This is a genomic window from Arsukibacterium sp., from assembly GCF_041616895.1.
Taxonomy (GTDB): Bacteria; Pseudomonadota; Gammaproteobacteria; order Enterobacterales; family Alteromonadaceae; genus Alishewanella.
Map to the genome: position 1 here is coordinate 1 of NZ_JBFJPY010000093.1, position 12424 is coordinate 12424.

A 12424-nucleotide genomic window follows, 5' to 3' on the forward strand; every position below is an offset into this window, starting at 1 on the left:
CTTGTGGTGTATTGGTATTTAATAGCTCAGTGGTTGGAACTGGCAGGGATACGGCGTTAAGCTTTGCCAGCAGCGCTTTAACCGAGCGCTGGCCGCCTTGCAGTTGCGCACTAATTAGGGTGCTAAGTGTCGGGCTTACCGGTAGCACGCAGGGTAGTGGGCTGTTAGTAAAGCAGGCAGCACCAGCATCGTTGTTAGCAGTAGCGTATTGCAGCAGACGCTGCAGACTAAGCACACTGAGTAATGGCGTATCTATTGGCAGTACCAGTAGTAGTTCACTTTGGCAGTGTTCAAGCGCCGCTAAAATACCGGCTAAGGGCCCCTGTTGCTGAGTTTGATCAGCAATAAAACCCGGTTGGTTACGGCTAATCAGCACCTCAGTTGCACCGCTTTTTTGCGCCAATTGCTGCATATGCTCAAGTAAACTCAGGCCATTAAGGTTAAGCAGTGCTTTATCCTGGCCCATGCGGCTGGATTGGCCTCCGGCTAAAATCAGTGCGCTAAATTGCATACAACTGCTCATCTTAGCCGCCAATCTGGGCTAAATGGCGGGTGCTGCCACTGTAGTCTTGTTGCAGCTGATGGCTGAAAGCTTTGCCTTGCACTGCCTGCTGTAAAAACCGCATCAGTGGCGCACTGTCATCGCTCTGCAGCAAGCTACGTAGCTCCTGATGGCTGTCGGTAAACAGACACAAATATAGCTGACCCAGGCTTGAAACCCTAAGCCGGTTGCAGTCGGCACAGAAGTCTTTGCTGTAAGGCATAATCAGACCAATCCGCCCCTGATAATCTGCATGTGAGTACTCCAGCGCCGGACCGTCAGTTTTCGCTTTGACGTTCAGCTGCCAGCCCTGATCCAGTAGCTGTTGTTGAATGCTGGCACCACTTAGATGTTGGCGCTGATAAAAATCAGCATTATCGCCAGTGCGCATCAGCTCAATAAAACGCAGCGCAATATCCTGCTGCTTCACAAACTTAAGAAAATCCGGCAGGGCCAGGGCATTGTGCTGTTTTAGCAGTACGGTATTAATTTTTACCTGCTTAATGCCAATGGCTTTAGCATGGGCTATGCCTTCTAAGATGTCGGCTAATTTGTCCTGGCCGGTGACCAGGTGAAAGGTGTCGGCATCCAGACTATCGACGCTAACGTTTACCGCATCCAGCCCGGCTTCTTGCCAGGCCAGCGCATCACGTTTTAACCGGTAGCCGTTGGTGGTCAGTGCCACTTTTTCAATACCGGGCACCGCTTTGCAGATAGCGATAATTTCGGTTAAATCTTTACGTAAGGAGGGCTCGCCGCCGGTGATCCGTATTTTACGGGTACCTAACTTAGCAAATGCCGTAACCAGGCGTTTAATTTCGCTCAGGGATAATTCACCGCTACGGGAGTCACAGTCATTGCCATCAGGCAGGCAATAGCTGCAGCGAAAATTGCAGATTTCAGTAACAGACAGCCGCAAATAGCTAAAGCGGCGCGCATAAGCGTCAGTTAACATAGTTCACCTTTCCAAATGGGGAGGTAAGGCCGTTTCCAGACTTACCCGGTGGCGTTAGTGCCACGGCATACCGTTCATCTCTGTGCTGTGAAATCCAGTGCAGACTTAGAACCGGTAGCTCGGTGTTGTAGGTTAATGATACGTGTTGACACTGCGATTAGTTATTGCCATGAAGAGGGGGCTTGTTTACTCCATTGTGGGTAGAAGTTTATTTTGCTTGAGCTAATGCTTAACTTTGCAACTCGTCCTTCACCATGGCTTCAGTTAAACCAATTTTATTACTCATAAAGTCTCATACGAACGTTAAGACAAATAAAAATATTCAAATGTTCCTTGAAAGAACATTTATTGCATGTATAATGTTCTTTGAGGGAACATTTTAAGGCGTGTTTTCTCGTTCTTGCCAATTTGCCTTGGAGAACGGCATATGATCAAAATCACCCGTTGCAACGAAACAGACTGTTTAGTGCTGTCATTCCAGTATCTGGGATCAGCAGTAAATCTGCGGACGCCATACCCGGAAAATACCGCTAATCGCAAAATTGTCAGGGCGATAGCCCGGAGAATTGCTGCTGAGCTTATTTCCGGTAATTTTAACATGGACGATTACCTGAATGCTGATGCAAAAGCAAAAGTGCTGCAGAAGCTGCCATTGCTACAGCGCTCACTGCCAACTTTCTCTTCTTATGCAAGCAGCTGGTTGAGCTTTCAGGGGGCAAACTTTGCACCGGCTAGCCGCCATAACGTGAGGACGATGATTGAGCGTTACCTGGTGCCAACACTCGGCGGGCTTGAGGTTAACAAAATTTCCGATCATGAATTGCTGCTGCTGCGGCTGAGCCTACGCCAGCAATTGCCTGATGACAGCATTAATCTCTCGGCTGCGAGGTTAAATCAGGTCTTTCGGATTGCCGGGCAAATCCTGATTGATGCGGCGGCTAATTATGGTTACTTACCGCCTTTAAGGCCATTGTTGTTGACCGGGCGCAAACAAGATATTGACCCGTTTACACCTCAGGAAACTGAAGAGCTGTTGCGGCATGTGCCGGTGATCCTGCTGGAATTATTTCAGGTCATGCTGTTTTCCGGCATGCGGCTGGCTGAAATTTGTGCACTGCAATGGGCAGATGTGGATTTTGAACTAGGCCATATCCGGATCCGCCATGCAATGGTAAATGACCGCATGCAGTTGCTGCGTACATCGGCACGGGTGCGTGATGTCATGCTCACGGAGCAATTGCGCCTGGCACTGGGCAGACAGTATCTGAAAACCAGCCACTTGCAGTGGGTGTTTACCACTGACAGTAGCAAACCAATATCTGCAAAAACCATCGCAGCCAGGGTATGGCACAGAGCTTTACAACAAAGTGGGGTGCGTAGCCGCAGCCTGCAGCAATGCCTGTGGACAGCGGCAGTAGAGTTGTTTGCCGATGGCGCCAACCTTTCGCAAGTTGCTAGTCAACTCGGCCTGATAAATTGGCGACCTCTCATCGCGCTGCAGCACAGTGCTGCGCTGTCGCGCAATTTAAATCAAACCCTGGCCATACCTTTTTTAACCACCCTGAACGATGACCGCCAAGAAGGAGATATGTAATGATCAGAATAGAAAACACCCAGGCCTACAAAACCTATATGTTGAAAAAGCATTTTGATCAGCGGGTCAGGGAGCTTACTACGCTGCTGATTATAGCGTTGTACGTAGACCCCTATGCCAAAACACTGGTCGGGGCCTGTGGAACTGGCACTGAGTCTGATAATGCCGCAGCGATTTATTGCTGGGTGCTGCAGCAGGCATGCTGTGCCAGCTGTATTTTAGAGCTAGATGTAAAAACCTTGCAGCGCCGGCTGGTAAGGCACCTGCTGGATAACACACAACAGCTGGAGTATGTTGAATGAAACTAGGCCAGTCAGAATACAGTGGTGTTTTTTTGCACTATTTTGTGGCAAAAGATCTGACGCTGCCATTTCGTTATGTATATGGCATTCGTCAGCACAATGTCTACCCGCTTCAACTGGTAAGGACCAGCCCGATTACTGAGGTTGACAGGGCTGCGGGGTTGCTTACTACTTATGGTTGTTATTACCAACTACGGGATGAAATAGCACACCCCGGCATTCAGGCGATGTATCGGCTGATCTTGGATCAACGCATAATGCCGTGTAGTGATAACGAACTAATCGGCCCCTGCATATCTCTTACTCTAAGCTAAACGTCAGTTAATACTGCCTTTAAATCATAAGGTTAGAAATCGCAGCTCATTGAGCTGCGATTTTTCACTTATTTTCGGCCCTAAAATAAAAATTGCGCTAGGATAGAGGTCAGCTAGGTAGTAAAGGAGTTTAGCTGATGACTAGAAAAGACGGATCTGTGCGTTTACAGCGTGAAATAGACAGCTTGAGCCAAAATGTGCGCTGGATTAACGTTAATACAGACCAAACCCCGTTAATGTTAGATAGCGCCTGTCGACAATTATTAAAAGAAGCAAACTTTTTAGCTGCGTTCAAAGCCCGCAGTATTGAGAGCATAGAGCCACAACGGTATTGCGAGTTTGATTGGTTGCAGCAACCGATTATTGGCTACTATGACAGTAAAAAGACGCTACGTGTTTTTGCAGGTCTGTTTTCTTATCAGCAGGCAATAGCTCATAAACTCACTACAGTACCTGTGTTTATCTATGAGAAAGCGCCGCCTCCCCAAGTTCGTCGCAAGGCAGCATTGGCTGAGTTAACCCGAATACTGTTAGATCAGCAGCCAAAAGGTGGCGTAGAGCAGTTGCGTGATATTCTGTGTGCGTGGTTTAAAAAAGTTAAAGTAAAAACCAAAAAATCTGAAACTACAGCAGCTAACGGTACAGAAAACACCAGCCTCGCAAACACCAACCAAACAGACACGCTTACCACTGATAGCATTACTGCTGACAATCAGAATTCTGATGGCGATGCTTCCAACAAAAATGCTTCGGACAGCAATACTTCGGATAGCAATACTTCGGATAAAAGCACCGCAGTAACTAGCGAAGAAGATAGCAAGCCAGGCCCCCCCAGAACAGCCGATATTTTTACTTCTGAAGAATGGCAATCCCTATACCCGGGCATCAAAAATAAGGCGCAGTTTTGTGCCTGGATGGGAATCAGCAGTAAAACCTTCAGGGATAAGACGGATGACTAGTGAAGTTACCAACTCAACTGAAATTAAAAATGTCTTCATTACAGAAGCGATAAAAAGTGCAGCTTTTTATAGCGAAGACATAACAGAACAGCAGGTAATAACGGAGGTAGAGCAACTTTTAGCTCAGATTAATGCACCTGGCGGATTAAGAGGCTTTTATTTTGTCGCGCAAACGCTCTTGCAGGTGCTCGATGCGCCAGGCAGTACTTTACAGAAGCAGTTAGAAATAAGCGACTATGTAGTTGCCGCGCTGCGGGTCGATTTACAGAGCTTATTGAGTAAACCAGACAATGAGCAATACTCAGAAACGAGTATTGGCAAGAACTGGGCAAAATCTAACCCCTTATATTTGGTCCTCTTTACGGCAAACACTTTCAAGGGCTCCACCGAAGATATTTTATTTTTAGCCGCTTTTGTCAGTCACTATCTAATGAATATAGAACTGTTAAGCGACCCTGAAATCCAAACGACAAACCATCCCCGAACAGAACAAGTGTGCCGTGCTATTAGAATATTACAGCCTAAAAGCCAGACGTTATTTAATGTGTTGCACTTTCATGAATACATCAAAAATTGGCGGGCATCTGAAATTGTATTGGCGTTAGAAATATTCAAGCAAAATAACCCATTGGATAAAGATACGGCACGCTATGTAAGATCTCTGATACAGTTTTTCTCAAATGATTGGCCAAAACCCAGACTACGGGGGCAGATAGGTCCACAAAAAAACAAACGAGAGGGCAGCGGTATCAGGGTGTCGGCCAGGCCTGAGATGGTGAAAAGCAAGACCAGAGTAACCCCGGCCCCAGTGCAGTTAGATGAGCAGGGTGTGGACCAGCAGGATATTGAAATTTTACGCAGTCATTTGAGTAACCAGATAGAGGAAGAAACTGACAGAGCAGATTACGAGCAAAACTCAATAGCTGCGATCTTCGATAACGACCTGCAAAAACTTGGCTCGATAGACATTACCCGGAATCTGCGCCAAAGAAATAACCTCAATACGTCCAATCGATTGCTGCTATCAGCGGCCAGTATCAGATTAATAAAGAAATTATGTGAAAGCCGGTTACTTAAAGTCGGTAACAACGAGGCAGTACTGGCTATTTACTGCATGCTGGCTACCGGAATTTCACTAGAGCAACTGACAAAGCTGCAAATTTATACCGATGAGGCAGCCGCTGACAACGGCATTATCGTTGTAGCAGGGCAATGTTATTGGCGATTTAAACATCGGGTTAGCGCGGTCACGCCGGTTGGCCAACCTGAATATTTTTATCGCTCTGACACCTGGGTAAAAACGCCATGCTCTGTAGTGTTAGCCGAATACATTAATACACAGGGTTTAGATGCTAAAACCCGGCTATTTTCACAAACAGAGCAGCAGCTGAGACGACGTATAGATAAGCTATTGCAACGCACCACGGAAAAATTAAGAGCACCATATATTTCGATAGACATGATTGAAAGTTTTGTGTCCCGCTTTACCGAGGCCGCCGATACTGTCGATCCGGTAGTGCTGGATTTTAGTTATCAACAGGAATTGTTTAGCAGCAGGGTCAGTCGCAGTTACGTCAACCTGAGTGATCTGCAGCGGATGCGTCTGTTAGATACGCTTTGGCAGGATATTGCGTCTTATAGCCGGGATGACACCGTATCGGCCTATTTCCAACCCGGGCCATTTATAGCAGCAGAGGAACATAGAATTGGCTCTCGCTACTTACCGACAGCCGAATTTTGCCGGCAGTTTACTATGCAATTGCAAACTGATTTACACAACGCCAAGCCAGGCTCAACTCTAAAACTTACTGATATAGTGCATTACCATAACGCCTATACCCGCTATACAGCATGGATGCTCGGGTTTGGTACTGGTTACCGGGCGGTTTATAACCCGCTGCCCACTCTGACACTACAGGTCCCAGATCTGCAAATACTGTCTATTAGTGATAAAGATGACGGCAATTTTAGCCATAGCCGGGTTGTTGCAGTGCCAAATACCCTAAACCAGCAGCTAATTTTTCTAAAATCTCATCTAATTCGATTGGCAGATCTGCTTACTTTATTTTCGCCACAGCTGTATCAGCAAGTACGCGATGTACTTGCAATGGAGCAGCAGCTTGAGTGCATGACAAAAGGTCAAATTGAGAAATGGTTTAAAGCCATACGCAATGCACGGGATCAGATTGGCCCGCTGTTTTTTCTGGATGAAGCGCTTAATGCTAGGCCCGTTTCACCGACCTGGCTAAAAACTGGTAATGGCGTATTTCAGGCATTGCCGGTAAATATGGGGAGGCACTGGTTGAAAACAGCATTGTTAACCTCAGGTGTGCCAACCGAATTAGTGAATTTTCAAATGGGCCACTGGCAAGAAGGCCAGTCTCCCTTATTTGAGTATTCGGATATAAGCATAATGGACTGTGTTGCAGAACTGGCACCGCAAATTGACCAGTTAATGACAGAGCAGGGGTGGCACGCATGTCAGTCGGCACTGTTGTAACCTCATTATTAAATCAGCCTGAGCATCCTCTGCTGAGTGAAATACTGCAACATACCGATGTTGAGCAGGCGACGGAATATAGGCATGCATTTGCAACGGTAACACAGCTGCTAAAAAGTGTGATGCTGGACGATACTGAGAAAACAGCATTTGAAAGCAATAATTTAAAAAGAGTGATTAAAGGTTTCTCTGATGAGGTAACAGAGCAGGGCCGGCAACGTCAGATATTAGAAGCGATTTTGCGTTATGCGGTGAAAACTTTCCATATGAAAGCGGCAAAAATACCGCAGCTGATTACTTTAAACCGGGATACCCCGGCTCTGACCCCGACCATGCTGGTTCATACCCGGGCCGCCATGACGTTATATAATACGATTAAAGCCGACCTGGAGTACCCGGAAAAACTCAAAAGTGTCCAGCATGAAGTGGGGCGTCTGGCGGCGTTGCTGTTTTTATTTGAAGGGATACCCGATTTGGCATCAGCAGCACTGGTGCTGCGCAATTATCAACTGCATTACGCTGGTAGTGTTATTTATCTGACGGACCCGGAGGATAGTACAGGGCAAAAGCGGTTCGTTATTCAGCTATATACTGCGCTGTTAATACAGCTGGTTAAACGCTATGACAATATTGATTATATTCTTGAACGAGCATCACGCAGCTCAAAAATGACGGTTAGTTATATTCAAAAATATCTGCGAGCTATCACCAAACAGGAAACGTTTCGTATTTCGGTTACTCAACTGAGTAACTATCGTTACATTTACTGGACCAGCCATTACAGCCCGGTAGAAGCAAAATTTTTGCTGCAACGTTTTAAAAGTGCGTTGTTGCCAACTGACATTTTCATTAGAACGACTCTGAATAAATGCCAGAATTGGCGCGAAACTGAGCTGTCTGCCAAGGTTGATCCAACCATTGAGAAAACTCAAAAGGCCCTACAGGAGCATAAAATCAGGCATGGTTCTGAATATCAGCAGGTTAAGCCTACAGTCAAATTGATTCAACAGCTGATTGCTAAGGTTAAAATGCAGGCTGAGCCATCGGACAAACCTGATTTACAGGATGCGTTGGCGCTTTCACAAAACAAGAAAAAACCACACCAAGCAGCGATAACCCGAATAGTTAAAACTTTAGAAAAGCCTGGGTTTAGCCAGAACTTTTATGTTTTGCTGTTTGGTAATTATTTAATTAACCTGCTAAAAAACGGCGGAAGTCGTAAAAGCTTGCTGGCATTTCGTACTATCCGTGACTATGTTTCAGCCCCCTTGAAAGCTTTTATCACAACCTTTGCCGATCTTGATCTGCTGAAAATGGATGAGGAGACGCTAACCGACAAATTGAACAGTGTCGCGAAATTAATGGCCCCAACCAAGCGCGGCTGTCTTTACTACCTGGCAGACTATATTCAACAGCTGGATTTAGTCACCGATTTTATGGCGGCAAATCTCGACATCCGCGCGGAATCGGGCAAGGTACACGCAAATATTGTCAGCGTGCCGCAAATGGAGGAATTGCTAGAGTTTATCAACGACGCCGGTGAGCAGTATACCGATGCCATTTTGTTGTTGTGTTTAGGGTTTTACAGCGGCGCCAGGCGAAGTGAGGCTAAACTCATCAGAGTTAGCGATTTTGAGCTGCTGCCAACGGCTAATGGTATCGAAGTCTCTGTAAAAATTGTGCCTACCAAAGCCCGGACAATTAAGAGCCCAGCAGGTACGCGCACTATTAATCTAAATGTTTTCTGGCCAAAAAAATGGTTGGCATTACTGGTGCAAAAACTGCAACTGGCGAGAGCTGCCGGCATTTCTAAAACTGATTGCTTGTTTGATATAACAGCAGAACAGCATCTTACTGTTATTAGCCAGTTGCTGCGCACGTATCTGTGCGATAAAGGGTTTAAATTCCACAGTTTACGGCATTCGTTTGTGTGCTGGCAGTATTATCGGTTGGTACTGCAACCAAGATTAAAGGGGGTACGCGCTGAAAACGTGCATTGTCTTAAGCATGATTATTTCGCAGATGAGGCATGCTCGTTGGTTCGTAAACAGCTTGGTCTGCCTGCTGTTAGCCGAAAGGCAGTTTACGCCTTGTGCGCCCTGGTGGGACATAGTGACCCAATAATTACGTTTGACTCTTATCTGCACCTGAGAGACTTATATTGTTATTTACTTATTTCCTCAAAGTTATGCCTTAAACAGAAAGCGTTGAGTCAGTTGGTTAGCAGGGCAAAGCTGGATTCAAAGCTGCTACAGCAATTCCCTGCTAGCGCTATTAGCTACAGTACACTATCTGACGAGTACACCCTGGACATTTTGCCTGCACCCTGGCTTGCAGAATGCAAAACACTAAGCGTGCAACACCTGCAGTTAAAGCAGAGCATAATATTGCCGTGCCTAAGCCAGCTAGAGCACGGCTTACGCATGTTAGGTAAAATCCAGCCCGATGAAGTGACCAGAGTAGAGGATGACGGCGTCGTCGTTGATATCGAGGGTGCCTGGCTGAACACATTATGGACAGTGTGCGGGGAGGTAAGGCAGCAGTATCCTGAAAGAAGTAAACGACTAAGATTAATACCTGAAATTGCCAGATCAAAAGGGCAACTGCAGGCAGGGAAGAAGGTGTCCAATACCAGGCTGATTTTTGAAGAACTCCAGACCAATGCCCAGGTTTTAATCGATGAACAACAATGGAGTGACACAAAAATTGTAGATGCGCTTGAGGCATTAAAAGGTTTACTGATCCTGCAGGATTGGACAATTCAATTTAAAGACCCGGCACGCCTTGGCACGTTTTTACAACTATGCCGGGCAATCCTGCCTGAGAATATCAAACCGAAGGTTACAATTCATGACCCGGAAATCGATGGCATTGCCGATGGTAGCGACAACTTGTTTGAACGCTGGATTATGACATTAGCTATGTATGATATAACACCTGAAATTGACACCTTCGAGGCGGTGGAAAAGCCAGGATACTGGACCAAGCAACTCGATCGCGGCGTGGTGTGGTTTTACTTCGTGGAAATTACCGAGGAAGAATACACTGACTCAAATGGTCAGACCCAGCTTCGCCAACATACTCAAAGAGCCAGTTCGGTAATGAAGTTTCTGCATTTTCTATTGGTGGCGTGTATTACCAGGCACCAATTGAGTTTATAAGTTCACAATCTAACCCGGATTAGCGATTGTCAACGTTATCAATTAAACGGGTAGCTGAAGGTCTATATGAGTTCAAAGATAGAATACGCATCTCTCCCTAAAAATTATTATCGAATATCAGCTTTTATGATTAAAGTATCAATTTCGCATTTTGGAGTGTTGGTTAATATTCATTAGGCAATCACAAAACGAGGAGAGTGATAATGTCTAATCAGCAAAAGAACCACAAGGCGAACCAAAACAACCCAAACAAAGGCACTTCAGGAACAAACCCTGAAAATGCTAAGGTTCATGGCAATCGGGGTAAGCAGCTAAACCCAAATCAGAAACCCTAATCAAAAATAGCTGTTTTCTGGCAGCAGGTACTGGGTACCTGCTGCAATTAGAGGAAGTATATGGAAGCAAGATCACCGAAGAAGGAAAAACGAAAATTTAAACAAACCAAACAACTTGTTCGGTTGGCTCTGAATGATGGCTGGTCACAAACAGAAATCGCAAACAAGTGCAGAACTCATCAATCAATCGTAAGCAAATGGAGCAAAGGCGAAACACTTGCTACAGAGCAACAGCTTCAACCTCTATTAGAAGTTTATGGTCACAAGCTACGACGTAATTCATTTCGAGTATATTGGAACATTGACCCAGAGACTCAGCAAAAGTCTTACTTCAAAGTCGAAGGTAAAGTGATTTTGAGTCAAGCCTTTTATGATGCACGAAGGGTTAAGCATCAAATTGTAAAAAAAGTGCCGATGATGAAACTGGTGATTCATCATCAAGGAGACAACAAGTTTAGGGTGGTAATTCAGAGCCGACTAACCTTCCTTAATTCCAGTTCCGAGTTGGAATCGACCGTTGAGGATGCGATTTGGGGTTCCGACATATCTGAACAATATGAGTTGGCTGAGCTGCTCAAAATAATAGACAAGTACGCTGAATCCTTACTATCAGAGTATCCCAGTGACGCAAACACATTACCTTTTATTACAAGACAAGCGTTGCTTCATCATGGATTTTCTATAAATGGGATTGTTGAATATCCAGCGGTCTGGTAATTTTAGGAAACCCCTAATAGGGAATTGGCACCTCGACGCCAAAAACTAGTGGTTTGCCACTTCAGTTTGGAGTTTCTAAGAAATTTGTAGAAAAAGCCCCGTGTACAGCCAGTTAGCTCTCACGGTGCAATTCAAACTTTTAAGGTGCACATTGTTATTGCCGTGAAAGCAGCTAGGCCAAAGGTAATGCCGATTAGCCGAATCATAACAAGTGATTACGGGATAGGGTGGGTAGTAAAGCCAGCCGTCAGTTTTTGACCGCTGGCTTTTCATTTATTTTTGCTATGAGCAAATCTGTAATTCTCAGGTTAAGCCTTACAATATGATTTTGAAAGACAAAACCCAAACCAGCTCGGCATCTATCAAACTTGATGCTGGCATTAAGCAGGAGCATGACGTCGCGTTTTACCTGCGCCGAGCCTATAAGAACAGCGAAAACGTCATGGTGCTTAACGATTTACGTATTGAGCACGATGGCGAAAGTGCGCAGATAGACCACCTTATTGCATATACCTATGGTTTTATCGTGGTGGAGTCGAAAAGCATTCGCGGTGAGGTAGTGGTGAATGAGCACAGTGAATGGACCCGCAGTTATAAAGGACAGTGGAGTGGTATACCATCGCCTATTAAGCAGGCTGAGCTGCAGCTTAAACTGTTAAAAGAGTACCTATGCGCCAACACTGAAAAGGTAATAGGTAAGTTCCTGGGTTTGCAGCAGGGACTTGGCATGCGCTGTTACGATGTTTTTTGCGCTATCTCAAGTGATGCCATTATCGACCGTTCTAAAGCGCCTAAGGATATTGCCGATAAACTAGTGAAATCGGAATTTGTTACTGATGCGCTGGACAAAAAGATGAACTTTAAAAAGTTCTATAACGTTGTTGGCAAGATATCCGATACCCGGCCAACGTTTAACCAGGAAGAACTGCTGCATATTTGTCAGTTTTTGCTTGATAATACATCGCAGTATAAACGCAATAGTATTAATGAAGCTCCCGCGGCCTGGACGGTACCAATAAACACCGCAGAGTCAGCAGGGCCTGAGC

General features: G+C 45.5%; 10 protein-coding genes and 1 riboswitch. Of the genes, 8 read left to right on the top strand and 2 right to left on the bottom strand.

Features of this window, described 5'->3' with window-relative positions; translation table 11 throughout:
* Together ABY802_RS13585 and moaA are read right to left on the bottom strand one after the other, a co-directional pair.
* A partial coding sequence (locus tag ABY802_RS13585) for a molybdenum cofactor guanylyltransferase (RefSeq protein WP_372627671.1) occupies window positions 1-523 on the bottom strand: 523 nt, incomplete at its 3' end.
* A 1-nt stretch (window position 524) separates the two neighbouring features.
* Window positions 525-1496: a GTP 3',8-cyclase MoaA gene (moaA, locus tag ABY802_RS13590; protein WP_372627672.1), complete on the bottom strand. Its 972-nt coding sequence runs from the start codon at window positions 1494-1496 to the stop codon at window positions 525-527.
* Window positions 1485-1633: riboswitch (molybdenum cofactor riboswitch) on the bottom strand. Its footprint overlaps the gene before it by 12 nt.
* 290 nt (window positions 1634-1923) lie before the next feature.
* Between moaA and ABY802_RS13595 the strand changes: the two genes are divergently transcribed.
* The 8 genes from ABY802_RS13595 to ABY802_RS13630 all read left to right on the top strand — a co-directional run.
* A complete protein-coding gene (locus ABY802_RS13595) occupies window positions 1924-3090 on the top strand; it encodes a tyrosine-type recombinase/integrase (protein WP_372627673.1) in 1167 nt (388 codons plus the stop codon).
* A complete protein-coding gene (locus ABY802_RS13600; protein ID WP_372627674.1) occupies window positions 3090-3392 on the top strand; it encodes a hypothetical protein in 303 nt (100 codons plus the stop codon). The genes ABY802_RS13595 and ABY802_RS13600 overlap by 1 nt, the downstream gene beginning before the upstream one ends.
* Complete coding sequence (locus ABY802_RS13605; protein WP_372627675.1) at window positions 3389-3706, top strand: hypothetical protein; 318 nt, start codon at window positions 3389-3391, stop codon at window positions 3704-3706. The genes ABY802_RS13600 and ABY802_RS13605 overlap by 4 nt, the downstream gene beginning before the upstream one ends.
* A 137-nt stretch (window positions 3707-3843) precedes the next feature.
* Complete coding sequence (locus tag ABY802_RS13610) at window positions 3844-4665, top strand: hypothetical protein (RefSeq protein ID WP_372627676.1); 822 nt, start codon at window positions 3844-3846, stop codon at window positions 4663-4665.
* Window positions 4658-7165: a hypothetical protein gene (locus tag ABY802_RS13615; protein WP_372627677.1), complete on the top strand. Its 2508-nt coding sequence runs from the start codon at window positions 4658-4660 to the stop codon at window positions 7163-7165. The genes ABY802_RS13610 and ABY802_RS13615 overlap by 8 nt, the downstream gene beginning before the upstream one ends.
* Complete coding sequence (locus tag ABY802_RS13620; protein WP_372627678.1) at window positions 7144-10326, top strand: hypothetical protein; 3183 nt, start codon at window positions 7144-7146, stop codon at window positions 10324-10326. Before ABY802_RS13615 ends, ABY802_RS13620 begins: the two co-directional genes overlap by 22 nt.
* Window positions 10327-10721: 395 nt before the next feature.
* The gene (locus ABY802_RS13625) at window positions 10722-11378 is read left to right on the top strand and encodes a multiprotein-bridging factor 1 family protein (RefSeq protein WP_372627679.1); all 657 of its coding nucleotides are present in this window, start codon (window positions 10722-10724) and stop codon (window positions 11376-11378) included.
* Window positions 11379-11700: 322 nt separating this feature from the next.
* The coding region (locus ABY802_RS13630; protein ID WP_372627680.1) for a nuclease-related domain-containing protein at window positions 11701-12424 on the top strand (724 nt) is incomplete at its 3' end.

Coding starts and splice junctions, on each gene's coding strand:
- moaA (WP_372627672.1), bottom strand. CDS start 1,496: ATGTTAACTGACGCTTATGCGCGCCGCTTTAGCTATTTGCGGCTGTCT.
- ABY802_RS13595 (WP_372627673.1), top strand. CDS start 1,924: ATGATCAAAATCACCCGTTGCAACGAAACAGACTGTTTAGTGCTGTCA.
- ABY802_RS13600 (WP_372627674.1), top strand. CDS start 3,090: ATGATCAGAATAGAAAACACCCAGGCCTACAAAACCTATATGTTGAAA.
- ABY802_RS13605 (WP_372627675.1), top strand. CDS start 3,389: ATGAAACTAGGCCAGTCAGAATACAGTGGTGTTTTTTTGCACTATTTT.
- ABY802_RS13610 (WP_372627676.1), top strand. CDS start 3,844: ATGACTAGAAAAGACGGATCTGTGCGTTTACAGCGTGAAATAGACAGC.
- ABY802_RS13615 (WP_372627677.1), top strand. CDS start 4,658: ATGACTAGTGAAGTTACCAACTCAACTGAAATTAAAAATGTCTTCATT.
- ABY802_RS13620 (WP_372627678.1), top strand. CDS start 7,144: ATGTCAGTCGGCACTGTTGTAACCTCATTATTAAATCAGCCTGAGCAT.
- ABY802_RS13625 (WP_372627679.1), top strand. CDS start 10,722: ATGGAAGCAAGATCACCGAAGAAGGAAAAACGAAAATTTAAACAAACC.